The 23,028-nt window shown below is 71.1% G+C and carries 19 protein-coding genes, 1 pseudogene and 1 riboswitch; of the genes and pseudogenes, 8 read left to right on the top strand and 12 right to left on the bottom strand.

Annotation, left to right across the window (positions count from 1 at the left end; all coding sequences use genetic code 11):
- Positions 1–33 precede the first annotated feature (33 nt).
- Together ACFY8W_RS12280 and ACFY8W_RS12275 are read right to left on the bottom strand one after the other, a co-directional pair.
- Positions 34–2,313 (bottom strand): immune inhibitor A domain-containing protein, encoded by a 2,280-nt coding sequence (locus ACFY8W_RS12280; RefSeq protein WP_391103502.1) that lies wholly within the window; start codon positions 2,311–2,313, stop codon positions 34–36.
- Positions 2,314–2,677: 364 nt separating this feature from the next.
- Positions 2,678–4,168: a trehalose-6-phosphate synthase gene (locus ACFY8W_RS12275; protein WP_391103499.1), complete on the bottom strand. Its 1,491-nt coding sequence runs from the start codon at positions 4,166–4,168 to the stop codon at positions 2,678–2,680.
- Positions 4,169–4,437: 269 nt separating this feature from the next.
- On the opposite strand from ACFY8W_RS12275, the gene ACFY8W_RS12270 reads away from it, so the two are divergent.
- Entirely contained in the window at positions 4,438–7,764 is a 3,327-nt protein-coding gene (locus ACFY8W_RS12270; RefSeq protein WP_391103497.1) for a hypothetical protein, read from the top strand.
- Between the two features lie 70 nt (positions 7,765–7,834).
- Here the strand turns inward: ACFY8W_RS12270 and ACFY8W_RS12265 are convergent, their stop codons facing one another.
- Together ACFY8W_RS12265 and ACFY8W_RS12260 are read right to left on the bottom strand one after the other, a co-directional pair.
- Positions 7,835–8,224 carry a hypothetical protein gene (locus ACFY8W_RS12265; protein WP_391103494.1) on the bottom strand — a complete coding sequence of 130 codons (390 nt, stop codon included), beginning with the start codon at positions 8,222–8,224 and terminating at the stop codon, positions 7,835–7,837.
- Positions 8,225–8,262: 38 nt separating this feature from the next.
- Positions 8,263–9,207, bottom strand: coding sequence for a glucosyl-3-phosphoglycerate synthase (locus tag ACFY8W_RS12260; RefSeq protein ID WP_391103900.1), 945 nt, complete (start codon positions 9,205–9,207; stop codon positions 8,263–8,265).
- A gap of 121 nt (positions 9,208–9,328) precedes the next feature.
- Positions 9,329–9,474, top strand: a riboswitch (SAM riboswitch).
- A gap of 18 nt (positions 9,475–9,492) precedes the next feature.
- On the opposite strand from ACFY8W_RS12260, the gene thrC reads away from it, so the two are divergent.
- The 4 genes from thrC to groL all read left to right on the top strand — a co-directional run bounded on the left by thrC (position 9,493) and on the right by groL (position 13,956).
- On the top strand, positions 9,493–10,800 hold the full coding sequence (thrC, locus tag ACFY8W_RS12255) for a threonine synthase (RefSeq protein ID WP_391103491.1): 1,308 nt from the start codon (positions 9,493–9,495) through the stop codon (positions 10,798–10,800).
- 31 nt (positions 10,801–10,831) lie between these two features.
- Positions 10,832–11,110, top strand: a complete 279-nt coding sequence (locus ACFY8W_RS12250) for a MoaD/ThiS family protein (RefSeq protein ID WP_391103488.1) — start codon at positions 10,832–10,834, stop codon at positions 11,108–11,110.
- A gap of 597 nt (positions 11,111–11,707) precedes the next feature.
- Positions 11,708–11,911 carry a cold-shock protein gene (locus ACFY8W_RS12245; protein ID WP_005315736.1) on the top strand — a complete coding sequence of 68 codons (204 nt, stop codon included), beginning with the start codon at positions 11,708–11,710 and terminating at the stop codon, positions 11,909–11,911.
- Positions 11,912–12,333: 422 nt separating this feature from the next.
- Positions 12,334–13,956, top strand: coding sequence for a chaperonin GroEL (groL, locus tag ACFY8W_RS12240; protein ID WP_128985003.1), 1,623 nt, complete (start codon positions 12,334–12,336; stop codon positions 13,954–13,956).
- A gap of 155 nt (positions 13,957–14,111) precedes the next feature.
- On the opposite strand, the gene ACFY8W_RS12235 is transcribed toward groL, so the two are convergent.
- Positions 14,112–15,782, bottom strand: coding sequence for a hypothetical protein (locus tag ACFY8W_RS12235; protein ID WP_391103486.1), 1,671 nt, complete (start codon positions 15,780–15,782; stop codon positions 14,112–14,114).
- Positions 15,772–17,421 carry a hypothetical protein gene (locus ACFY8W_RS12230; protein WP_391103484.1) on the bottom strand — a complete coding sequence of 550 codons (1,650 nt, stop codon included), beginning with the start codon at positions 17,419–17,421 and terminating at the stop codon, positions 15,772–15,774. The genes ACFY8W_RS12235 and ACFY8W_RS12230 overlap by 11 nt, the downstream gene beginning before the upstream one ends.
- A gap of 230 nt (positions 17,422–17,651) precedes the next feature.
- On the opposite strand from ACFY8W_RS12230, the gene ACFY8W_RS12225 reads away from it, so the two are divergent.
- Complete coding sequence (locus tag ACFY8W_RS12225) at positions 17,652–18,128, top strand: SRPBCC domain-containing protein (protein WP_391103482.1); 477 nt, start codon at positions 17,652–17,654, stop codon at positions 18,126–18,128.
- A 9-nt stretch (positions 18,129–18,137) separates the two neighbouring features.
- On the opposite strand, the pseudogene ACFY8W_RS12220 reads toward ACFY8W_RS12225, so the two are convergent.
- The 3 genes and pseudogenes from ACFY8W_RS12220 to ACFY8W_RS12210 all read right to left on the bottom strand — a co-directional run.
- Positions 18,138–18,398, bottom strand: a pseudogene (locus ACFY8W_RS12220) (Uma2 family endonuclease); the annotation flags it as partial.
- 30 nt (positions 18,399–18,428) lie between these two features.
- Positions 18,429–19,244 (bottom strand): hypothetical protein, encoded by an 816-nt coding sequence (locus ACFY8W_RS12215; RefSeq protein ID WP_391103480.1) that lies wholly within the window; start codon positions 19,242–19,244, stop codon positions 18,429–18,431.
- A gap of 247 nt (positions 19,245–19,491) precedes the next feature.
- Positions 19,492–19,821 carry a deoxyxylulose-5-phosphate synthase gene (locus ACFY8W_RS12210; protein WP_391103478.1) on the bottom strand — a complete coding sequence of 110 codons (330 nt, stop codon included), beginning with the start codon at positions 19,819–19,821 and terminating at the stop codon, positions 19,492–19,494.
- Between the two features lie 84 nt (positions 19,822–19,905).
- Between ACFY8W_RS12210 and ACFY8W_RS12205 the strand changes: the two genes are divergently transcribed.
- On the top strand, positions 19,906–20,280 hold the full coding sequence (locus ACFY8W_RS12205; RefSeq protein WP_391103477.1) for a VOC family protein: 375 nt from the start codon (positions 19,906–19,908) through the stop codon (positions 20,278–20,280).
- A 25-nt stretch (positions 20,281–20,305) separates the two neighbouring features.
- On the opposite strand, the gene ACFY8W_RS12200 is transcribed toward ACFY8W_RS12205, so the two are convergent.
- Both ACFY8W_RS12200 and ACFY8W_RS12195 read right to left on the bottom strand, forming a co-directional pair.
- Positions 20,306–21,034 (bottom strand): methyltransferase domain-containing protein, encoded by a 729-nt coding sequence (locus ACFY8W_RS12200; RefSeq protein WP_391103474.1) that lies wholly within the window; start codon positions 21,032–21,034, stop codon positions 20,306–20,308.
- A gap of 182 nt (positions 21,035–21,216) precedes the next feature.
- A complete protein-coding gene (locus tag ACFY8W_RS12195) occupies positions 21,217–21,636 on the bottom strand; it encodes a hypothetical protein (protein ID WP_391103472.1) in 420 nt (139 codons plus the stop codon).
- Positions 21,637–21,709: 73 nt separating this feature from the next.
- Between ACFY8W_RS12195 and ACFY8W_RS12190 the strand changes: the two genes are divergently transcribed.
- A complete protein-coding gene (locus ACFY8W_RS12190) occupies positions 21,710–22,063 on the top strand; it encodes a MerR family transcriptional regulator (RefSeq protein WP_391103470.1) in 354 nt (117 codons plus the stop codon).
- A gap of 173 nt (positions 22,064–22,236) precedes the next feature.
- Here the strand turns inward: ACFY8W_RS12190 and ACFY8W_RS12185 are convergent, their stop codons facing one another.
- The gene (locus ACFY8W_RS12185) at positions 22,237–23,016 is read right to left on the bottom strand and encodes a transporter substrate-binding domain-containing protein (RefSeq protein WP_391103468.1); all 780 of its coding nucleotides are present in this window, start codon (positions 23,014–23,016) and stop codon (positions 22,237–22,239) included.
- Between the last annotated feature and the right edge of the window lie 12 nt (positions 23,017–23,028).

Here is a 23,028-nt window from a genome sequence, read left to right as displayed (position 1 = left end):
TGCCGGGGCGCCCCTTTTTGAACAGGGTCGGAATTACGAGGGGTTGACCACGCTGATCGTCAGGTCGTCGCCCGCGTCGCCGGTGACCGTGACCTTCACGCCGTGGCCCGCGACCTTCACGCTGGCCTGCGGGGCCGTCGGGTCGTAGTAGGCGTTCGGGTCGGTGTCGTCGAAGACCGGCTTGCCCGGGACGGACGGGGCGCAGGCCGCCTTCGTCGCGACCGTCTGGCTGCCGCCCTTGCCCACCAGGACCTCCTTGTGGAGGCACGTCGCGTCCGTCGGCTCGAGGCCGAAGGTGGCGTCGAAGGGCTGGCGACGGTTGCTCGGGGCGGTGCCGTCGTCGTAGCGGAACGGCGCCGGACGGGCGTCGACCACCATCGCCGAGCCGGCACCCGCGTGGGCGCTGACGTTGTTGTCGTCGTAGGAGCGGTCCACGTACCAGACCAGCATGCCGTTCTGGTACTTGAAGAACTCCACCCAGTCCGGGGCGGTGATGCCCTTGCTGAACTGGTACGGGCCCTCGGCGAGGAGCGCGTCGCTGCCGACGTACTCGCGGTTCTCCACCAGGTAGAAGCGCGGGGACGTGGCCGTCTCCGTACCCGTGGAGATCTTCCAGCGGCCCTGCGCCGTCCAGCCGTTCACACCCTGCTCGACGTTGTCGGTCAGCAGCGTGGTGCCGCCGGAGCCGATGGTGACGTCGTCCAGGAAGGCACCGGCGAAGTGCACGCCGCCGTCGGACTGGTAGCGGAAGCGGAAGAGGGACGGCTTGCCCTGGGAGTCGTACGAGTAGCGCAGGGTCGTCCACCTGCCGGCCGAGGAGCCGGAGACCGCGGCGCCGGCGCGCGACCAGGTGGCGCCGTTGTCGAGGGAGTACTCGGCGAAGAGGTAGTCGTAGTCCGCCTCGATCTCGTACCAGGCGCTCGCCTTGACCGTGATCCGCGAGGAGGCGGGCACGGAGCGGGTGAGGGACTGGTTGAGGCCGTCCGCCGAGCCGGTCCACCAGGCGTGGCTGCCCGAGACGGGCGTCGCGTAGGTGGTGCTGCTCGTCTTGTCGGGCAGCGCGATGCGGACCGCCTGCTCCTTGCCGGTGACCTGGAGCTGCGCCGGGTTCAGGGTGTACGTGCCGGAGGCGCCGAGCGGCGCGTCGGCGTAGTCCAGCCAGCCGAGGAACAGCTTCTCCTCCGCGCCCATGAGGCCCGGCAGGGTGCCGATGCCCTCGTTCGCGGCGGCACCGTGGCCGAGCCAGGAGCCGGAGCTCATCAGGGTCCAGAAGGCGGTGGAGTTCTCGCCGCCGTCGGTGTCGTAGAAGTCCGGCAGGCCGAGGTCGTGGCCGAACTCGTGGCAGAAGACGCCGAGTCCGCCGTTCTCGCCCTCGGTGGTGTAGTCGCCGAGCCAGTACTTCGACTGGCCGATGCGCGCGCCGCCCGCCTTGTTCTGGGTGCCGGCGACGTCGGGGCCGGTGAGGCCGAAGTCGTCGCCGTTCACGTACCAGCGGTGCGACCAGATGGCGTCCTCGCCCTGCGCGCCGCCGCCCGCGTCCTCGCCCATGCCGGCGTGCACGGCCTGGAAGTGGTCGATGTAGCCGTCGGCCTCGTCGAAGTTGCCGTCGTGGTCCCAGTCGTTGCGGTCCCAGACGTCGAACTGGGCGAGGTAGGCGTCGATCTCGGCCGGGGTCTTGCCGGCCGCGATCTGCGCGTTCCACCAGGCGTCGCCGGTGTCCTGGATGAAGGCCCAGGAGCCGCCGGTGTCCTCGACGGAGTTGTCGCCGTAGGTGGAGGCGTTGCCGGGGACCTTGACCCAGTCCTCGACCACGTTGGTGACCGAGTAGGCGCCGCTCGACAGCTTCTCGTAGTAGGTCCGCATGGACTCGCCGGGACCGTTGAACAGGTTCTCGTAGTGCGCCTTGTTGAAGTCGGCGCTCCAGGCGTTGGAGTTGTCGACGCTGCGGTCGGGCTGGGGTATCTCGTTGTGCAGCGGGCCGGGGACGGTGCCGAGCTTGCCGGAGCCTTCGGTGCCGAACTCGGAGAGGATCGTGAAGATCTTCTCCTGGCGCGTGGCGGTGGTGGTCTCGGTCTCCGCGAACTTGCCGGGTGCGACCTCGACGACGCCCTTGGCGTTCGCCTTCGCCTTGCCCTTGGCGACCAGGTCGATCGCCTGCTCACGCAGTTCGGTGCGCTGCTTGGTGAGCGGTCCGGGGCGGTTGTCCGGCCGGTGCGTGGCGCCGGCGCCGGCGCCGGCATCCCTTGCTTCCTGCGCGGCGGCCGGGGTGAGCCCCGCTGCGAGGAGTGCGGTGAGCGCCGACCCGAGGGTCATGCCCACAACAATCTTTTTCACGTTGTTCGCGATCCCTTCGCTCGCATGCGTGGGTGACGCATGGTGCGCGTGATTCCGTCGGGGGTTACGGATCGCCTGGGGGAACGATCGGTCGCAGAGTCTGACACGGAAGACCCTGCCGGGAGGAGGGGGAGACCCCGAACAATTTCCGCCGGGATACAGGGGAGCAGCAGGGGGAGGGGTAGGGGTGGCGGCGGAGGGCCCGCCGCCGCGAGGCCGTCACGGCGCGCGTCGGCGCGCATCGGCGCCTGGGCGGGCCCGCGGTCATGCGGAGCCGTCGGCCGTCCGAGCAGCTCCGAGGCGGGGTCTTACGGATCCGTCGGCCGCCTGAGCGGCCCCGCGGTCATGCGGAGCCGTCGGCTCCCGAGTCGCCCGAGGATCCGGATCGCAGTGCCTCCAGCTGGTCCAGGAACCAGCGCTGAGGCGGCAGCGCCGTGGCCGCGGCGGCGAGGCGCTTGGTGCGTTCCGCACGCTCGGCGGCCGGCATCGACAGGGCGCGGTGGAGGGCCTCGGCGGTCCCGGTGACGTCGAAGGGGCTCACCGTGAGCGCGTCCTGGCCCAGTTCCATGTGCGCGCCGGCCTCGCGGGAGAGCACCAGGGCGCAGCCGGCCTCGGAGACCACCGGGATCTCCTTGGCGACCAGGTTCATGCCGTCGCGGACGGGGTTGACCAGTGCCACGTCGGCCAGGCGGTAGGCGGCGAGGGAGCGGGTGAAGTCGTCCTCGACAGAGACCAGGACCGGCTGCCAGTCCGCCGTGCCGAACTCGGCGTTGATCTCCTCGGCGAGGGCGACGACGGACGCCGTGTACGCGCGGTACGACTCCAGGTCCTGCCGGGACGGGTAGGCGGAGGCCAGGTGGACCACGCGGTCGCGCCACTCGGGATGGGCGGTCAGCAGCTCCCGGTAGGCGAGCAGTCCGCGCAGGATGTTCTTCGACAGCTCGGTGCGATCGACGCGGACGATGGTCTTCCGGTCCCCGACCTCCTCGCGGAGCCGGGCCAGGCGGTCGTCCACCTGGGGGCGGTGGGCGAGGGCCCGCAGTTCGTCGCCGTCGACGCCGAGGGGGCGGACGGTGACGTTGGTGGTGCGCTGCGGGCCGGGCCCGCCGCCGCGCCGGTGCTCCACGCCCCGCCAGGGCGTCCCCGCCGGGAAGTAGGGCACGGCGATCCCGGACGCGTTGTCCATGGACGCGCTCTGCATGAAGGCGCCGCTCCACAGGGCGGTGTGGAAGCCCAGCTCGTCCGCGCCGAGCATGCCCCACACCAGCTCCTCCCGGATGTCCTCCGGCAGCATGCGCAGGTAGGCCGGGTCCGCCCACGGCGTGTGCGTGAAGTGCCCGATCCTCAGGTCCGGGCGCAGCTCGCGGAGCATCCCCGGGACCAGGGCCAGGTGGTAGTCCTGCACCAGCACCGCCGCGCCCTCGTCGGCGGCTTCCCCGAGGGCGTCGGCGAAAGCGCGGTTGTAGGCGCGGTAGGACTCCCAGCGGCGGCGGAACGCCGCGTCGAAGACGGGCTCGCGCGGGACGTCGTACAGGTGGTGGTGGAGGAACCACAGCACCGAGTTCGCGATGCCGTTGTACGCCTCGGAGTACACCTCCGGGTCGATGTCCAGCATCCGTACGCCCGGCTCGGCGACCCCGCGGCGCACGGCCTCGCGGTCGCCGTCGCCGAGCGCCGCGCACACCCACAGGGTGTCGCCCTCGGAGCCCTCGGAGGAGACGGCGCTCAGGCCCGAGACGAGCCCGCCACCGCCCCGTCGGGTGTCCAGCGTCCCGTCGTCACGGACGCTGTACGAGACCGGGCCGCGGTTCGATGCCAGGAGGACGGAAGCCATATGGCGAACCTAGCCCATCCGGTAAACGCTCAAACGTACGGATATCAGACGTCCGGATGCGGGGCGCGCGGACGCGACGGGTGCGCGGGCCGCAGGTCATCGAGCCGACGCGCGGCCTGAACCCGTTCGGAATTGCCGCCAGGTGGCCGGATCCCCGCTGTTACGATCACCGCCTCGGACGGGAAGCGCCGGAGGGGGCCGCGCGGGACACGCGCGAGCACTGGCCACCCGCCCGAAGCCTGAGGAACAGGCTCACGGAGGGGACTTCCTTGTACGTACGCACCCGCGGAGCGCTCGCGTTCGTGACCGCCGTCGGCATGACCGCCGGCCTGTCCACCGCGCTCACCGCACCGGCGCTCGCCGCCGATACCCTGCCGGCCGACGAGGTCGTCGTGCCGGACCCGGGTCGCCACCAGCCGCGCCTGGAACGACTGATCGGCGCCGGGACCTCCGGCTACCTCCACCGGCAGGACGGCACGAACGACCTGCTGTGGACCGACACCGCCACCGGTGCCACGACGACGCGGCGCGTGGAGGCCCAGTACGGGCACTCCGGGCTCTACGCCTCCGACGACGCCGGCACCGCCCGGATCGTCGACGCCGCCAGCCAGGCCGTGACCAGGATCCCGCTTCCCGCGGGCCAGAGCTGGCTCGGCGCGTACACCGCCGACACCGTGGTCACCCGCACCGATCAGGACGGCGTGACGACGGCCCTCACCCTGGTGCGCCTGGCGGCGGACGGCGGCACCGCCGAGACCCCGGTCACCGGCGTCCCCGCGGACCTGGGCCGGGCCGCGCCCGTCACCCAGGACACCCGTGGCGCGATCCTTCGCTTCTCCGCCGGCGGCTCGGCGCGCTTCTACCTCGACTACGGGACCGCCACGCTCGTCAGGCTCCCCGGAGCGTTCGAAGCGACGGGGAACCTCCGGCTCGGCGGCGAGCACGTCCTGGGCTGGTCGAGCGGTGGCAACAGCCTGTCCACCGTGCCCCGCTCGGACGCCGCGGCCACGCCGGTGCGCACGGTCGTCGCCAAGCCGTACGCCACCTCCGAGTACCCGGAGTTCGCCGTGGTCGGCGGTCACGTCGTCTACGTCCACTCCGCCGCGTCCTACGACCCGGACGGCGTGCTGCGGCAGAAGCTCCAGGAGGTCCCGCTCGGCGGCGGCCCCGTCCGGGACCTGCTGCCCGCCGGGGCGAAGGGCTTCGTCACGGCCCCGGACGGCAGCGTCCTCGTCGTCGGCGGCAGCAGCGCCACCGACTGGGCGGTCCACCGCGTCTCTCCCGGCGACGGCGGCGCCCCCGTGGTCGACGTCGTGAAGAAGGTGCCCCAGGTGCCCGCCACGTACAGCGGTCTGGCGCTGGGCGGCGGCCGACTGAGCTACCTCTCCGACTCGACCTGGTCCCTGAAGCCCGGCATGCCCGCGCTGTTCGACGTCGACACGACCATGACCGGCACCCCGGCCGCGACCGCGCCCGGGCTGCGCCACCGTCTGTGGCAGACGCCGAACGGGCTTCGGTCGCTGGGCGACGGCAACGCGGCGTACGGAGGTGGGACGACCGTCAAGGCACCCACGGACGACTCCTACCGCTACACGGACCTGCCCGCGGAGAGCACCGTCGTGGACGCCGCCGGCCGGTACGTCCTGGCCAGGAACGGTGACACGACCTACGCCGTCGACCTCGACATCGACAACCTGAACCGGAACGAGGTCCGGCTCACCCTGGACAAGTCGGCGGCGGCCCTGTGGGGCAGCCAGGTCTGGAAGCCCGCGACGGCCACCTCCACCGGCCAGGTCAACGCCTACGACCTCAGGACCGGGGCCACGTCGGCGCCCGTCGAGCTGGGCTCCGGCTGCCGGCCCACCGAACTCCAGGCCGTCGGCCGCTGGCTGTACTGGGCGTGCGGTGCCGACAAGGCCGGCGTCTTCGACCGGACCCTGAAGAAGAACGTGCCCGTGACCGCGGGGGAATCGCTGCTCGGCGACGGCTTCGTCGTACGGCACGACCGCACCGCGCACAAGCTGCTTGTGACGAACGCGGCCACCGGGCAGACCAGCGACCTCGCCGCCGTGCCCGCCTGGGCGGACGCGGACGGCCGGGGCGCCACCTGGACGGTGGACAAGTTCGGCGCGAACGTCGCCTTCGTCGACGCCGAGAAGAACATCCACGTCAAGCGGGTGCCGGTGGCCCCGCAGCCGTTCGTCATGCTCGACACGTTCGAGCGGCGGATCAGCGGCGGCACGACCCAGCTGCGCTGGCGGACCTCCCGCGCCGTCGGCGCCTGGAAGGTCGAGATCCTGAACACCGCCGGCAAGGCCGTCCGCACCTACCAGGGAACGAGGGGGAACGGCGCGGGCGTCGCGATCGACTGGGACAGCCGGGACCAGCTCGGCCGGGGCGTGGAGAACGCCTTCTACACGTACGTCATGACGGCGCAGCCCGCCGACGGCACGGGGACCGGTCTGCGGGACGTGGGCCAGGTCGAGGCCTTCGACGTGGGTCTCACCACCGTGCCTGGCACCTTCACGCCGCTGACGCCCGCCCGGCTGATGGACACCCGCAGCGGCCTCGGCACATCCAAGGCGAAGGTGGGTCCGGGGGAGACGCGTTCCCTCGAGGTGGCAGGTGTCGGCGGCGTGCCCGCGAGCGGGCTGACGGCAGTGGTCCTCAACGTGACCGCGACCGGTCCCACGGCCGGCGGCTTCGTCTCCGTCTACCCGACGGGCACGTCCCGGTCGTCGGCGTCCAGCCTCAACTTCGCCGCGGGCCAGACGGCGTCCAACCTGGTGACCGTGCCCGTGGTCGACGGCGCGGTGTCGTTCTTCAACAAGAACGGTTCCGTGGACCTGATAGCCGACGTCGCCGGCTACTACACCGAGGGCACCACGGCTTCGGCGTACCAGCCGGTGACGCCGCAGCGGCTGATGGACACCCGTGACGGCACCGGTGTGGCGCAGGCGAAGCTGCCGGGCGGCGGCACGGTCACGCTGCCGGTGACCGAGCCGGACGCCACGGCGGTGGCCCTGAACGTGACCGCGACCAACGCGACCGCCGCGAGCTTCGTGTCGGTCTACCCGTACGGCACCGCCCGGCCGAACGTCTCGAACGTCAACTTCCCGGCCGGACGGACCGTGCCCAACATGGTCGTCGTCCCGGTCAGGGACGGGAAGATCACCTTCTACAACCGGGCCGGTTCGGTGGACGTGATCGCCGACGTCGCGGGCTACTTCAAGCAGGGCACCGGTGCGGTCTTCACCGGCACGGAGCCCAAGCGGCTGATGGACACCCGCACGGGCACGGGTGTCGGTGTGACCCAGGCGAAGGTCGGAGCGGGGCAGACGGTGAGCCTCACCGTCGGCGACCGGTACAAGGCGGTGGTCCTCAACGTGACCGCGACCAACCCGACCGCGACCGGCTTCGTGTCGGTGTACCCGTACGGCACCGCCCGCACCGCGGCGTCGAACCTGAACTTCGTCGCGGGGCAGACGGTGGCGAACATGGTCGTCGTCCCGGTCAGGGACGGGAAGATCACCTTCTACAACAGGAGCGGGTCCGTCGACCTCATCGCCGACATGGCCGGCTACTACACCGGCTGACCGGCGCACCTGCCGAGAGACGGAGGGCCTTCCGCGTGCGGAGGGCCCTCCGCGCATGCGTCCCGCCTTCTCAGTACTCCCTGCGGCCCCGCATCGCCGCCACGGCCACCACGCCGGTCGCCGCGAGCGCCAGGCCCAGCCCGCCGAGCAGCCACAGCCGCTCGGTGCCGGTGCCGGTCGCCGCCGTCGTGCGGCCCCGGGCGGCCGCGCCGCCGTGCGGGCCGGGGCGCGGAATGGCGGACGGCGTGTGCGCCGGGGAAGAGGTGTACGTGATCTTCGGGGCCGTCCCGCCGGCCTTGCCGAGGTCGGTCCTGGCGTCGCCGAGGTACACGCCGGCTTCGCGCTCGCCGGAGGGCTCGACCGTGCCGGCGGCGGCGGGGCCGGCTCCGGCGCAGGACAGCGCCCCGGTGATGAGGCCCAGGGCTCCCAGCAGAATTCCCGTTTCCGTTCTGAACCGCATGAAACGGAAATTTATCCAGAAAGGCGCATTATCGGGTGTTACGCCACGCGGCGCCGCTCCGCGTACTCCGCGATCTCCGTCATCGGCGGGCGCTCCTCCGTGTCCACCGGGTACGTGCGCGGCGCGAAGCCGTCCTCGCCCCGCTCGAACTGGGTCAGCAGCGGCCGTACGAGATGGCCGCGCGAGAGCCGCAGCTGCGCCGTCCGGTAGATCGCCGCCGCCATCCGGCCCAGAGCCTGCCCGTCCTGGTGGCGGTGCTTGCGCACTCCCACGTCCACCTGTGCGAGCGCGTCCAGGCCGACCGTGTGCAGCGCGTCCACCAGCAGGCCCAGCTCCACTCCGTAACCGACCGGGAACGGCAGTTGCTCGAGGAGCGAGCGCCGTGCCGCGTACTCGCCGCCCAGCGGCTGCACGAACCCGGCCAGTCGCGGCCAGTGCAGATTGAGCAGCGGCCGGGCCACCAGCTCCGTCACACGCCCGCCCTGACCAGGGGCGTCGCCGAGCGGCCGGTCGTACATCGCCTTCACGAAGTCCACGTCCGGGTCGGTGAGAAGCGGGCCGACGATCCCCGTCACGAAGTCCGCCGAGAAGTCCCGCAGATCCGCGTCGACGAAGCAGACGACGTCCCCGCTCGTCACCATCAGTGACCGCCAGAGCACCTCGCCCTTGCCGGGGACCGCGGGTATCCGCGGCAGGATCGCGTCCCGCGCCACCACCCGCGCGCCGGCCGCCGCGGCCACCTCCGCCGTACGGTCCGTGGAGCCCGAGTCGATCACCACCAGCTCGTCCACCAGCGGCACCGCCTCCGTCATCAGCTCGCGGCGGATCACGGAGACGATCGCGCCGACCGTCGCCTCCTCGTTCAGCGCGGGCAGGACCACGCTGACCTTCGTCCCGCGCTTCGCGGCGAGGACCCGCTCCAGCGGACGGTCGGCCACGGACCAGGACCGCCGGGCCAGCCAGCGCTCCACTTCTTCCAGCAACGTGATCTCCATCTCGCGGATCGGACGACCGTCTCGCCCGTCCAGGGCTTCGGTTACAGTCTTGAACAACGCGGATGCCCGATGCATGTCGGGGTGCCGCCCGCGTCTCACAATCGAATACCGCTCATCCAGAGGGGCAGAGGGAAACGGCCCGTTGAAGCCCCGGCAACCCTCCAGTCGGTCACTACTCGTCCTCCAGTGAGGTCCCCGACTAGGGAAGGTGCCAAATCCGTCTCATGGCGAAATGCGTCATGAGGAAGATGAGGAGAAAGGGCCTCGCCTCCAATGGCTGTACAGACCGTCGCACCCGCTTCCGGAACCTCTGCTCCCGGTACCACCGTCGACCTCGGTCCCGCGTCCGGCCTCTCCTGTCGTGAATGCGGTGAGACCTTCCCGCTCGGCCCGATCTTCGCCTGCGAGCTGTGTTTCGGCCCGCTCGAAGTCGCCTACGACCTGCCGACCGGCGACCCCGAGGCGCTGCGCAAGCGCATCGAGGCCGGCCCGGCCAACATCTGGCGCTACGCGCCGCTGCTGCCCGTCCCCGCCGACGTCGCGGAGAAGCCCAACCTGAACCCCGGCTGGACCAAGCTCGTCCAGGCCGACAACCTCGCCCGCGAGATCGGCGTCGAGCCCGGCAAGCTGTTCGTCAAGGACGACTCCGGCAACCCGACCCACTCCTTCAAGGACCGGGTCGTCGCCCAGGCCATCGAGGCCGCGCGCGCCTTCGGCTTCACCACCCTCTCCTGCTCCTCCACGGGCAACCTGGCCGGTGCCGTCGGCGCCGCCGCCGCCCGGGCCGGCTTCCGCTCCTGCGTGTTCATCCCGCACGACCTGGAGCAGGGCAAGGTCGTCATGGCCGGTGTCTACGGCGGCGACCTGGTCGCCATCGAGGGCAACTACGACGACGTGAACCGCTTCTGCTCGGAGCTCATCGGCGACCCGCTCGGCGAGGGCTGGGGCTTCGTCAACGTCAACCTCCGCCCGTACTACGGCGAGGGCTCGAAGACGCTCGCGTACGAGATCTGCGAGCAGCTCGGCTGGGTCATCCCGGACCAGCTGGTCATCCCGATCGCCTCCGGCTCCCAGCTCACCAAGATCGACAAGGGTCTGCAGGAGCTCGTCAAGCTGGGCCTGGTCGAGGACAAGCCGTACAAGATCTTCGGCGCCCAGGCCGAGGGCTGCTCCCCGGTGTCGGCGGCCTTCAAGGCCGGCCACGACGTCGTACGGCCCCAGAAGCCGAACACCATCGCCAAGTCGCTGGCCATCGGCAACCCGGCCGACGGCCCGTACGTCCTCGACATCGCCCGCCGTACGGGCGGCGCCGTGGAGGACGTGAACGACGAGCAGGTCGTCGACGCCATCAAGGTCCTCGCCCGCACCGAGGGCATCTTCGCCGAGACCGCGGGCGGCGTGACCGTCGGCGTGACGCGCAAGCTCGTCGAGAACGGTCTGCTCGACCCCACGCTGACGACGGTCGTCCTCAACACCGGCGACGGCCTCAAGACCCTGGACGCTGTGGCCGACAGCTCGCAGGCGACCGCCACCATCCGCCCGAGCCTGGACGCGTTCCGCGACGCGGGCCTGGCCCACTGACCCGCCCGACGCGCCGAGAGGTTACGAAGACATGGCCGTGAACGTCCGCATCCCCACCATCCTCCGCACCTACACGGGCGGCCAGGCCGAGGTCCCCGCCGAGGGCACGACCCTCGCCGAGGTCATCGCCGACCTGGAGAAGAACCACACGGGCATCGCCGCCCGCGTCCTGGACGACCAGGGCAAGCTGCGCCGCTTCGTCAACGTGTACGTGAACGACGACGACGTGCGCTTCGAGCAGGGTCTGGAGACGGCGACTCCGGACGGCGCCGGCGTCTCGATCATCCCGGCGGTCGCCGGAGGCTGCTGAGCCGTCTGCGACCGATCCGTCGGCGACCGCTCCGTCTGCGACCGATCCGTCGGCGACCGCTCCGTCAACGGCCGATCCGTCGGCGACCGCTCCGTCTGCGGCCGATCGATCGGCTACCGATTCGTCAGCGGCCGATCCCTCGGCGGACGAGTCGTAAGAGGCCGGTCCGTAAGCGGCTGATCCGTCAGCGCCGATCCGTAAAGGCCGACCCTTACCGGTCAGTACTGAATTGCCCCTTCCGCGGGAAGAAGCGGAAGGGGCAATTCTGCATGGTTGAGCGCGATAGAGTTGGGGAAGCCCCCTCCGCTGCCCATGCCAGACGCATATGAGAATGCGCCTCGACCTGACAAGAAGCAGCCAAAGTGCCCGCGCCTTGTGCCCCATCTGCGCCGTTTGCCGGGCCCGACTTGCCCCGGAATTCAGCGTAATCTCCCCAATTCCCCTTTCCGGGGTGCCCAGAATTCTCGTCCGATTGACCTGTTGCAGAGGGCAGTTGGGCAGATACATTCAGCCGCGGTCGACGCGTTCCGGCGCAGGGTCTGACCCGGGTCCGCGAAGTGCGGTCCCGCGCAAGGGCCAGTAATAGGGGAGTTAGGCATGGCTCAGGGCACCGTCAAGTGGTTCAACGCGGAGAAGGGCTACGGCTTCATCGCGGTCGACGGTGGTGCGGATGTTTTCGTCCACTACAGCGCGATCCAGATGGACGGGTACCGCACCCTCGAAGAGGGTCAGCGGGTCGAGTTCGAGATCTCGCAGGGCCAGAAGGGTCCGCAGGCGGACATGGTCAAGCTCGCCGTCTGAGCGCGGCGCGATCGGCCACCGACGCACTTCCGTCGAGGGGCCCGCATCCTGACCTGGATGCGGGCCCCTCGCGCGTTTGTCCGTGGAGGTCGGCGGCATGTGCGGGTGGGGGACCGGCGGGTGCGCCCACGGGTGGCGGCGCGCGGGTCCACCGGTGCCGGCGCGCGGGTCCACCGGTGGCCGGAGCGTGGGCCCGCGGGTGACCGGAGGGTGGTCGATCCTCCTGAGTCGCTTGCACTCTCCTAGGGCGAGTGCTAATCATTGGCGTTAGCACTCTGAAGGTGAGAGTGCTTACGAGGATCGGGCAGACGAGGTCGCGGACCGAGTGGGGAAGGAACCCACGAGGAGCGCGGGCCGTCCGTCGCGGGCGTCGGCGCGGTCCAGGAGCGTTATCCACCCCATGTCCGGGAGGACCACTTCACATGGCCAAGATCATCGCGTTCGACGAGGAGGCCCGGCGCGGTCTCGAGCGCGGCATGAACCAGCTCGCTGACGCCGTCAAGGTCACCCTCGGCCCCAAGGGTCGCAACGTCGTCCTCGAGAAGAAGTGGGGCGCCCCCACGATCACCAACGATGGTGTCTCCATCGCCAAGGAGATCGAGCTCGAGGACCCGTACGAGAAGATCGGCGCCGAGCTGGTCAAGGAAGTCGCCAAGAAGACGGACGACGTCGCCGGCGACGGTACGACCACCGCCACCGTTCTCGCCCAGGCCCTGGTCCGCGAGGGCCTCCGCAACGTCGCCGCGGGTGCCAACCCCATGGCCCTGAAGCGCGGCATCGAGAAGGCCGTCGAGGCCGTCTCCGGTGCGCTGCTCGACCAGGCCAAGGAGGTCGAGACCAAGGAGCAGATCGCCTCCACCGCCTCCATCTCCGCCGCTGACACCCAGATCGGCGAGCTCATCGCCGAGGCCATGGACAAGGTCGGCAAGGAAGGCGTCATCACGGTCGAGGAGTCCCAGACCTTCGGTCTGGAGCTCGAGCTCACCGAGGGCATGCGCTTCGACAAGGGCTACATCTCGGCGTACTTCGCGACCGACATGGAGCGCATGGAGGCCGCGCTCGAGGACCCGTACATCCTCATCGTCAACTCCAAGGTCTCTTCGGTGAAGGACCTGCTCCCGCTCCTCGAGAAGGTCATGCAGTCGGGCAAGCCGCTGCTGATCATCGCCGAGGACGTCGAGGGCGAGGCCCTGTCGACCCTGGTCGTCAACAAGATCCGCGGCACCTTCAAGTCCGTCGCGGTCAAGGCCCCGGGCTTCGGCGACCGCCGCAAGGCCATGCTGAACGACATCGCCATCCTCACCGGCGGCACGGTCATCTCCGAGGAGGTCGGCCTCAAGCTCGAGAACGCCGGCCTGGACCTGCTGGGCCGCGCCCGCAAGGTCGTCATCACCAAGGACGAGACCACCATCGTCGACGGTGCCGGTGACAGCGAGCAGGTCGCGGGTCGCGTGAACCAGATCCGCGCCGAGATCGAGAACTCCGACTCGGACTACGACCGCGAGAAGCTCCAGGAGCGCCTGGCGAAGCTCGCCGGTGGCGTCGCCGTCATCAAGGCCGGTGCCGCGACCGAGGTCGAGCTCAAGGAGCGCAAGCACCGCATCGAGGACGCCGTGCGCAACGCGAAGGCGGCCGTCGAGGAGGGCATCGTCGCCGGTGGTGGCGTGGCCCTGCTGCAGGCCTCCTCCGTCTTCGAGAAGCTGGAGCTGGACGGCGACGAGGCCACCGGTGCCAACATCGTCAAGCTGGCCCTGGAGGCTCCGCTGAAGCAGATCGCCGTCAACGGTGGTCTCGAGGGCGGCGTCATCGTCGAGAAGGTGCGCAACCTGCCCGTCGGCCACGGCCTGAACGCCGCGACCGGTGAGTACGTCGACATGATCGCCGAGGGCATCATCGACCCCGCCAAGGTGACCCGTTCCGCGCTGCAGAACGCGTCCTCCATCGCGGCCCTGTTCCTCACCACCGAGGCCGTCATCGCCGACAAGCCGGAGAAGGCCGCCGCGCCGGCCGGCGGCGGCATGCCGGGCGGTGACATGGACTTCTGATCCTGACGGATCGGATCTCCTGAGCAACGCCGAAGGGCGGCACCCGAGAGGGTGCCGCCCTTCAGTGTTTCCGGGGTTCCGTGGTCCCGTGGATTCCGCGGTTTCCGGGAAGTGCTTCCGGGACCTGCGGGAATCCGGGGCCTACGGGAAGGGGCTCAGCGGACGTCGACCCAGTCCTGGCCGCTGAACGTCTGGAAGTGGGTGCCGTCGCCGTAGTAACGGATCTGGTACCAGCCGTCGGCGGTCGCCGTGGTCTTCAGCGAGACCGCGCCCGTCGAGGAGGACTTGCCGGAGGCGACCTGCTTCCAGGTCGTCGTGCCCCACTTCTTGTACCAGACGCTCACCGACTGCGAGCCCAGACCGCGCCAGGCGCCGCTGGTGTAGTGCTGCAGCGAGCCCGTGACCGTGATCGCCGAACCCTTGGCCACCGGGTCCTGGGAGGCCTTGAGGCCGGTGACCCGGGACTCGGTGCGGACGACGTAGAAGGGCTTGCTGACGGACGCCCCGAAGTAGTCGTTCGCGACGTGGCGCAGCCGGAACCAGCCGCCCTTGTTCCACGCGGCGGCGACGAACGGGGTCCGGCCCTCGTTGTAGTTGTAGAAGTTGGTGGAGGCGATCTGCTTCCAGCCGGTCTGCCCGTCCGGGGACTGCTCCAGGACCACCGTCTGCTGGGACGAGGTGGACGTCCAGCTCTGGTACGGGGAGCGGAGCTCGCCGTAGACGCTCAGCCGCGCGTCGGTCCCGAGCTTGTAACCGACCACGGAGGTGAGGGAGTCGGAGGGCAGCGCCAACGGCCCGCTGGTGTAGAAGGTGACGAACGAGTCCGCCGACTGGACCGACCAGCCGGACCAGGTGGAGCCGTTCGCGTCCCGGCCGGGCGCGGCGACGAGCTGCACGCTGAAGCGGCCCTCGGCGTCGGTGCGCACGGTCTTCGGGAGACCGCCGCCCAGTCGCGCCGACAGCGGGATGTCAGCCAGCGGTACGCCGTTGGCGGCCGGGTCGGTGACCTGACCGGTGATGGTGACCGTCTCGCCGGACTCCGCGCGGGCCTTGTCGGCGGAGGCGGTGACCGTGGACCACTTCTCGTTCCCGCTGGTGTACGCGTTGTACGTCGCGGTGCCGTGCACCTGGGCGCTGTCCTCGGTGAACCTGGCCTCGGCGTACGAGTACCGCGTCGCCACCGGGACCGCCTCGCCGGCGAACGCGCCGGTCTCGTCGGTCACGGCGGAGCCGAGCGTCGTGCTCCCGCCGGTGCTCTCGTACGACACGGTGCGGCCGGACAGCGGCACCTCGTCGCCCGAGCCCGGCTGGACGCCGAACAGCGAGCCCTTCGGGTGCAGGTTCCGGTCGGTCCAGCTGGGGTTGCCGATGGTGAAGTCGCCCAGCCGCGGCTTCAGCGTGAAGTCGAGCGTGCCCGCGTCGGACCGCGTCACCGTGTTGCCCAGCGAGTCGGTGGCGGTGACGTCGATCGCGTACTTGCCGAGCGACGGGATGGTGCCGCCGTCCTCGGTGAGCTTGAGCGTGGACGCCTCGGGCAGCGCGAAGGTGCCTCGGCTCGCCGTGTTCTCCTCCAGCGCCGGGATCTCGGCGAGGACGGTGTCGCCCTGCCGGACCTTCGCGGAGACGGAGGTGACGGTCGCCTGCGGCGCGTCGGTCCAGGCGGTCACCTTGAAGGTGCCGCGCTGGGCGTCGTTGGTGAGCGCACGGCCGATGCCCACGGGGCTCGCGGCGGGAGCGTCCTCGGCGAAGGCCGGGCCGACCGCCGCGCCCAGGGTGAGGGCCGTGACGAGGGAGACGGCGGAGAGCCGTCGGAGATCAGAGCGCATCGACATAGATCGTCCTCGACTCGCTGTAGAAGTAACCGGCCTTCTCCTGCCAGCCCAGGGCCCACGTGCCGTCGCCGTAGTTGGTGGTGCTGAAGCTGAAGTTGCCGTAGGAGTTGGTCGGGATGTCCTTCTTGGCCCAGTACCAGCTCGGGTCGCCCTTGGGCTTGTAGTAGAGCGTCAGGCGCGCGCCCGGCATGGCCTTCCAGACGCCGTTGACCTTCTGCTGCACCAGGCCCTTGACGGTCATGCTGCCGCCGGTGCGCGGACGCGAGGGGCTGATGGTGACGTTGACGATCCGGGTCGGGATGCGGGACAGGCGGACCGGGCTGCTCGTCTTGGTGACGAAACGATCCGTCTCCGGGTGGTAGACCCGGTACAGGGCGTTCTCGTAACCCCAGACGTTGAACGTGTAGTTGCACCACGTGTCCACCGGCATGGACTTCATCTGGCCCCAGGTGCGTCCGCCGTCCAGGGAGACCTGGAGGGCGACCCAGTCGGGCTTCACGTCGCAGTACCGCGTGCCGTCGCCCAGCCGGCCGCGCACCTGGAGCTCACCGAACTGGCTGAGCGTCTGCGCGGTCGAGGTGAACGAGAACTGCTGCGGCACCGCGAGCTTGACCACGTCGGTCGGGCGATCGTTGCCCTCGCCGTAGTACACGGAGGGACGCAGACCGGTGTAGGCGCCGGTCGTCGAGTACTGGACCCGCGACAGGTAGGAGAAGGAGCCGTCCTGGAGCGAGGTGCCGGAACCGATCTCGTTCCGCAGCACCTTCTCGTACGACAGCTGCTCGGTCCCGGTGGTGACCACCGGGGCGCCGCCGAAGCCCTTCCAGCCGTCCTCGGTCAGGCGCTCGACGCGACCGGAGACGGTGACGTCGGTGCCCGCGTTGACGCGGTACTTGCTCGCGTCCGAGGTGATCCGGTACGTGAGCTTCTCGACGCCCACGGCGGGCACCTGGCGCGCGGCGTCCGGGTCGACCTCGGTCGTGGCCTGGACCTCGGCGGTGCCGCCGGTGATCTTCGCGTCAGGCGTGACGGGCAGCGAGAAGGCGCCGTCGGCCACCGTGGTGGCGGTGGCGGTCTTCGTCTTCGGCAGGCCGTAGGCGTCGGTCAGGTTCAGCGTGACCTTCACCGAGGTGCCCTCGGCGGCGGGCGTGCGCTCGCCGGTGGCCGGGTTCCAGGTGGTGGCCTTGCCGGACAGCGTGACGTCACGCTGGTCGAAGGTGGTGGTCGCGCGGTCGAAGGCGACCGAGGAGACACCGGTGTGGAGCTTGTAGCCGAAGGTCCCGCCGGTCCAGCGCGTGACGAGGCCGCCGGGGAGGCGGTACTCGACGGCGAGCGGGTAGTCGCCGAAGGCGGTGCCCTCGGGCAGCTTGATCGGGGCGTCGGTCGTCCAGGCGTAGGTGCCGGTGGCCGAGAGCTCGTCCGTCGAGGCGAGCACGGCGGCGTCGGCGTCGGCGGAGGCGAGGACGCTCACCTTCACCCAGAGCGCGGTGTTCGGCAGCCCCGCCAGGGTCAGCCGGCCGTCGTCCAGGGTGGTCGTCTGCGTGACGGTGGCCGCGTACGCGGCGGGAGCCGCGACGACGGCCGGCAGGGCGACGCCTGCCGAAAGTGCGAATACGGTTGCCGCACGTACCAAGGCATGCGGCAGCGTGCGCGTTGAGCGCATCTGGTGGACCCCCCACAGGTCGGAAGAGCGGCGCGTTGGAAAATCGCAGGCCGCGTGGGAGCACGATAGCGCTTGACGGTTGAACGTGTTCACTCGATTCCCGGTTCGCCCGGGAAGTCCGCCGGGTCCATGCTGAGGAGAGGGAACGAGGAGAGGGAACCGGGAGACGGAGTCGGCCCCGTTACGTACGGGAGGATCCGATGATCACGCTGCTGACCACGCCGGCCGACCGCGAGCTGGTCATCACCCGCACCTTCGACGCCCCGGTGGAGCGGGTCTGGGAGGCGTGGACGCGCCCCGAGCACGTACGGAAGTGGTACGGCGCCGCCGCGCTCACCATGTCGGTCTGCGAGATCGACCTGCGGCCGGGCGGAGCGTGGCGCTGGGGGCAGCGCGCTCCCGACGGCCAGGAGATCGTCTTCTCCGGTGTGTACGAGGAGATCGTCCCGCGCGAGCGGCTCGTCTACTCCGAGGTCTTCGAACAGATGCCGGGCGCCGAACCGGTCCGCGTGACCCTCTCCTTCGACGCCACACCCGACGGCGGCACGGCCCTGACCAGCACGTCCTTCTGGCCGACGACGGAGATCCGGGACCAGGCACTCGCGGCGGGCATGGAGGGGGGCGTGCGGGAGGAGTACGACAGGCTGGCGGAGCACCTGAGGGCGATGGGGGCCTGACGGTACAGGTCAGGACACGTAGTCCTTGAGCTTGTCGGTGTCGAGGGTGATGTCGACGGGGGAGGGGAGGGGGACGGCGGTGCCGAAGGGGTAGGGCTCCTCGGTACGGTAGGCGCCGCGCTCGGGGTCGGTGAAGACGTGGAGCGTGGTCGTCTCGCGGTCGACGAGGAGGTGGACCGGGATACCGGAGGCGGCGTAACCGTCGCGCTTCTCGACGAGGTCGTGATTGCGGGCCTTGGCGCCGGGGGACCTGACCTCGACGACCATGAGAACGCCCTGGGGTCCCCCACATGTCGGGGGTCATCTAGGGGTCCCTTTCATTTCCTGGCGGATGGCGGCGACCCTGGCGTGGACGTCGGCCCGGGGGAGGCAGCCGCTCGTGGGTGCAGAGGGCGCACCGCGGCAGGGAGCGCAGTGGCCGTCGACGAGGGAGTCCGTGTAGTCGGGTGCGCCGCACTCGGCGCATTCGAGCATGCGGCGGCGGATCTGGTCGCTGCGGATCGGCTCCGGCGGGAGCTTGTCGGTCAGCCGGCGGCGGGCGAGGGCGGCCGGGTGGTGGACTGGCGTCGGCAGGCCGCTGAGCAGGGCGCGTACGACGTCGTCCTCCTCGGCGTCGCGTGCGAACCACTCGTCGACGAGCGGGGAGAGGGCGTGGCACTCGGCGTGGGAGAGGGACATGGCGGAGTTCGTCCGCCCGAGCGCGGCGAGCAGCACGTAGGCCCGTGACCGCGTCGGCCGTTTCGGCTCCCGGGGCACGTCCCCGCGCCGGAACGCCGCCCACCAGACGTGGTCACGGGGCGTACGGGTGAACCACGTTCGGGTGATCCAGCGCCCGCCCAGACACTCCCGCCCGCGCCGCAGATGCCCGGCCCGCTGGATGCGGTTGAGCGCGGTGCGCAGTGCGCACTGCCCGTACGGCAGGTGCTTGGCCAGCGTCTTCACCGAGATGTCGCTGCCCTCGGGCAGCCGGTCGATGTACGCGGCGATGGCGGCCTCGCGGGGCGGGAGGTGCGCGAAGTCGGCGGCGGCGCGGGGGCGTTCGTACCCGGTGGAGCGCTTGCCGTAGCCGGGGTTGGCGAGGGGGTGGAGGGGAGCACTAAGCTCGGCATCAACCATGGCGTCGAGACTGCTTTCTCGATTCGGTGGTGAGACCCCCTCCAGGTGTTGGCGCACCTGCTGGGGGTCGTTTGCGTCATGCACGACTATCGGACGCCACGCTAGAGGCATATGACGCTGCGTGGCAAGTCGGTCGCGAAGCGTCAACTCACAGGGTGGGTGGGCGGGTTCGGTCCCAGGCTCATGCCCGATCCGTAGAAAGAAGGCCCGAGTCTCGAGACTTGAGCTTCGGGGCCGACGTGCCGCGTTACGGCAGCTCGTGGCGCAGCAGCGCCCGCGCCACGGGTTCGCCCGTGCGGCGGGCGTACGCGGTGCGCTCCTTGACCTCGCGCAGGGTGCGCGGTCGCCAGCCGGGGCCGCCGCAGCAGCTCTTGTGGAAGCGGATCCCGGCGTTCAGGACGACGGACAGCGCCCGCCAGGCGTCCCGGTCGCGGCGGCGGGGCGGCTGGAACGCCGAGCCCGCGTGGATCATCACGCGCGCGCAGCGCGGGCAGTGCCGCTCGCGCTCCGGCCCGTAGCCCTGCTTGTACGAGGCCCGGCACGGGAGGCACACGTACGAGGTCTTGGTGTAGCTCATGCACGCCAGGGTAGGCGTGCGGGCGGACGGTCGGCAGCGGGATTTCGCGGCGGGGCGGCGAAGGCCGTCCCTAGGCTGGGGATCATGGAGCTCTCCGCGATCACCCTCGACTGCGCCGACCCGCTCGCCCTCGCCGAGTTCTACCACCGGGCGACCGGGCTTCCGCTGCATCCCGCGAACCGCGCCGACTTCGCCGCCGTGTCGCGCGAGGGCGCGCCGATGATCGGCTTCCAGCGCGTCGACGGCTACCGCCCGCCGCGCTGGCCCGGCCAGGACGCGCCGCAGCAGCTGCACCTGGACTTCGACGTGGACGACCTGGCGGAGGCGGAGGCCCGCCTGCTGTCCCTGGGCGCGGCGCGGGCCGCGTACCAGCCGGATCCGGAGCGGTTCCTCGTGCTCACGGATCCGGCCGGCCACCCGTTCTGTCTGTGCCCGCGGAGGGCGCGGGCGGCGGGCTGACGGGAGCGGCAAGGCGCGAGGGGGCTCAGGCGGCCCGGGGACGGCGGAAGAGGCCCGTCCAGAGGAACGATTCGCCGAAGTGGGGCGAGCCGGCGGGTTCGTCGTGCATGCGGCGGAGGGTCAGTTCCTCGAAGCCGTCGAAGGTGCCGCGCAGGGCGTCCGCGGTGTAGGCGAGGCCGCCGTGGAGGGAGGCGTCGCGGTAGAAGGCGGCGTCGGGGAGTTCGGAGCCCATGCCGCCGGGGCCCGCGGCGAAGCAGGTCAGGGAGAAGTGGCCGCCGGGGGCGAGGTGGCGGTCGAGGAAGGCGAGGTAGCTGACGCGGCGGTGCGGCGGCAGGTGGTGGAAGCAGCCGGAGTCGTGGATCAGGTCGTAGGCGCCTCGGTCGCCCACCAGGCCGTCCGTCGTGAAGGCGTCGCCGTGGAGGAAGCGGATGTTGTCCAGGCCGGCCTCGTCCGCCCGCTCCCGCGCCCAGGCGAGCGCGCCCGCTGACAGGTCCACCGCGTCGACCTCGAAGCCGCGGGCCGCGAGGTGGAGCGCGTTGCGGCCGGGGCCGCAGCCGAGGTCGAGGGCGCGGCCGCCGGTGGGCAGCAGCCCGGTGCCGAGGTGGTCGGCCAGGTTCTCGTCCGGCTTGGCGACGAAGAACGGGACCGGCCGTGAGCGGTCCTCGTAGAACCCCTGCCACTTGTCGGCGTCTTCGGCGAACAGGCCGTCCAGCAGCCGGAGTACGTCCTCGGCGGTACGGGTCGTGCGGTCCATGCGGATCCCCTTCCGTGTCAGGGAAACGCTACGGGAGCCGTTGGCGAAAGCCCAGGTCAGAGCCTGTTCGGTGAGGTGGCGGACGGGGCTGTACGGGGGCTTGGCGGGCGTCCGCGGAGGGGGCGGCGGGCCCTGTCCCGGAGGTGCGGGACAGGGGCCGGGAGAGGGCTTCGCGCGCCGTCTCAGGGGGTTTCCGGACGGAGGCCGGGACGGTTTCTCCACGCGTCCGGCCGTGCCCACGGCGCCAGTTGGGCCACGCCGAACGTCACCTCGACGACGAGGAAGAGCCACACCACGGCGGGCGCGCCGTGTGCCAGCGCGTACGCCTGCCAGGTCGTGAACAGCACGCGCGCGACACCGTCGAGGAGACCGTGGAGGGGCAGCGGCCGCAGCACGCGCAGCAGGGACCAGACCACGATGACGGAGCCCATGAGGTTCGCGTACAGGACCGGTACCGGGTTGCCCTCGGGCAGCGGGCCGAGCGCCAGGGCCTCGTGCAGCAGGGCGTACGTCCACGGGGTCACGAACGCGGCCGTGACGACGAGGTCGTACCAGCCGCTCGTGCGGACGAGGAGGAGGTAGGAACGGGAATCAGCGGTCATGTCGGCGACGCTAAACAGTGGAGCACGGTCCAAGGTCAACCCCGGGCCGAGCCCGAGCCCTTCGAGGAGACGCATGCTCATCGGCGAACTCGCCGCCGCGACCGGCATGGCGCGCGACACCATCCGCTTCTACGAGAAGCGCGGCCTCGTCACCGGCGAGCGCCGCGCCAACGGCTATCGCGACTTCCCGCCGGAGGCCGTGCCGTGGCTCCTCTACGTCCGTACGGCCCAGACCCTCGGCTTCTCGCTCGCGGAGATCGCCCGCATCGGCGCGGAACTGCGGGACGCGCCGGACAGCGCGGAGCGGCTGTCCGCGCTGTTCGAGGAGAAGATCCGGGTCATCGACGGGCGGATGGAGGAACTGGCCCGCATGCGGCGCGAGTTGGTGGCCCGCGTCGGGGACGGGTGCCCGCTGACCGTGTCCTAGGCCGTGTCCGGCGCCCCGGGTGTCCGTCCGGCGGCCCGGCCCCGATTCGCCCGGCGGGTCCCGGGCCGTCCCTTCCGGATCCCGGCCGGGTCCGCGGCCTGTCCGGCCCCGATCCGAGAGGAACGGCCCAGAGGGTGTCCGCAAAGTCCCGCCTGGCCTGCGGGCAGACGGCGCTACTTTCCGGACACCCCCTGGGCCGGCGGGGCGAGCAGGGCCGGGTCCTGGTCCGCGCGGCGGAGGGCGTCCTCGACGAAGCCGTTCGCCTTCAGTTCCTCGACCGTGGCGCGCAGGAAGGCGACGGTCTCCGGAGACCGGGACGAGGTCGTGCCGACCGCCTGGCGGATCTCCATGAAGCGCTCGTCGAGCAGCCGGACCTCCGGGTGGGACGCGGCGTACGCGGTCATCGGCTGGCGGATGCCCGCGCCCGCCTCCAGGCCCTGCTCGGCGAAGGTGTCGACGCCCTCCGCGCCCCGGACGACGGTGGCGTGGCGCAGGGTGCGGGTGAGGTGGAGGTCGTACGCCGAGCCGGCCTTCACGCCGATGCGGACGCCGGGGGCGTCGACGTCGGCGGGGCTCTTCAGCTCGGAGTCGCGCGGCACCGCGTACACGCCCTCGATGACGACGTACGGGGCGGTGAACGCGACCTCCGCCTCGCGCGCCGGATCGACGGCCAGGAAGCAGAGGTCGGCGCGTCCGGTCGCCATCGCCTCGTACGACTTGCGGGCCGCGTCGAAGCAGAGCAGTTCCACGGGCACGCCCAGCCGGGCGCCGATCTCGCGGGCGAGGTCCACGGTGATGCCGCCGGGAGCCTCGGGAGTGCCCTGGGCGAGGACCGGGTTGCCGAGGTTGATGGAGGCGCGCAGGGTCCCGGTCGGCGCCAGGTCGGCGACGAGGGCCCGGACGGAGGCGGAGGTGGAATCGGAGTCGCGGGTGCGGGCGTCGGCGTCGGTCATGGGCCGGAGTCT

Source organism: Streptomyces sp. NPDC012637 (genome assembly GCF_042954805.1).
Classification (GTDB): domain Bacteria; phylum Actinomycetota; class Actinomycetes; order Streptomycetales; family Streptomycetaceae; genus Streptomyces.
This window is presented reverse-complemented; position numbering and strand designations above follow the sequence as displayed.

Coding starts and splice junctions, on each gene's coding strand:
- ACFY8W_RS12265 (WP_391103494.1), bottom strand. CDS start 8,224: ATGCGGTTCAGAACGGAAACGGGAATTCTGCTGGGAGCCCTGGGCCTC.
- ACFY8W_RS12205 (WP_391103477.1), top strand. CDS start 19,906: ATGGAGCTCTCCGCGATCACCCTCGACTGCGCCGACCCGCTCGCCCTC.
- ACFY8W_RS12235 (WP_391103486.1), bottom strand. CDS start 15,782: ATGCGCTCTGATCTCCGACGGCTCTCCGCCGTCTCCCTCGTCACGGCC.
- groL (WP_128985003.1), top strand. CDS start 12,334: ATGGCCAAGATCATCGCGTTCGACGAGGAGGCCCGGCGCGGTCTCGAG.
- ACFY8W_RS12280 (WP_391103502.1), bottom strand. CDS start 2,313: ATGACCCTCGGGTCGGCGCTCACCGCACTCCTCGCAGCGGGGCTCACC.
- ACFY8W_RS12275 (WP_391103499.1), bottom strand. CDS start 4,168: ATGGCTTCCGTCCTCCTGGCATCGAACCGCGGCCCGGTCTCGTACAGC.
- ACFY8W_RS12190 (WP_391103470.1), top strand. CDS start 21,710: ATGCTCATCGGCGAACTCGCCGCCGCGACCGGCATGGCGCGCGACACC.
- ACFY8W_RS12250 (WP_391103488.1), top strand. CDS start 10,832: ATGGCCGTGAACGTCCGCATCCCCACCATCCTCCGCACCTACACGGGC.
- thrC (WP_391103491.1), top strand. CDS start 9,493: ATGGCTGTACAGACCGTCGCACCCGCTTCCGGAACCTCTGCTCCCGGT.
- ACFY8W_RS12200 (WP_391103474.1), bottom strand. CDS start 21,034: ATGGACCGCACGACCCGTACCGCCGAGGACGTACTCCGGCTGCTGGAC.
- ACFY8W_RS12210 (WP_391103478.1), bottom strand. CDS start 19,821: ATGAGCTACACCAAGACCTCGTACGTGTGCCTCCCGTGCCGGGCCTCG.
- ACFY8W_RS12185 (WP_391103468.1), bottom strand. CDS start 23,016: ATGACCGACGCCGACGCCCGCACCCGCGACTCCGATTCCACCTCCGCC.
- ACFY8W_RS12225 (WP_391103482.1), top strand. CDS start 17,652: ATGATCACGCTGCTGACCACGCCGGCCGACCGCGAGCTGGTCATCACC.
- ACFY8W_RS12245 (WP_005315736.1), top strand. CDS start 11,708: ATGGCTCAGGGCACCGTCAAGTGGTTCAACGCGGAGAAGGGCTACGGC.
- ACFY8W_RS12215 (WP_391103480.1), bottom strand. CDS start 19,244: ATGGTTGATGCCGAGCTTAGTGCTCCCCTCCACCCCCTCGCCAACCCC.
- ACFY8W_RS12195 (WP_391103472.1), bottom strand. CDS start 21,636: ATGACCGCTGATTCCCGTTCCTACCTCCTCCTCGTCCGCACGAGCGGC.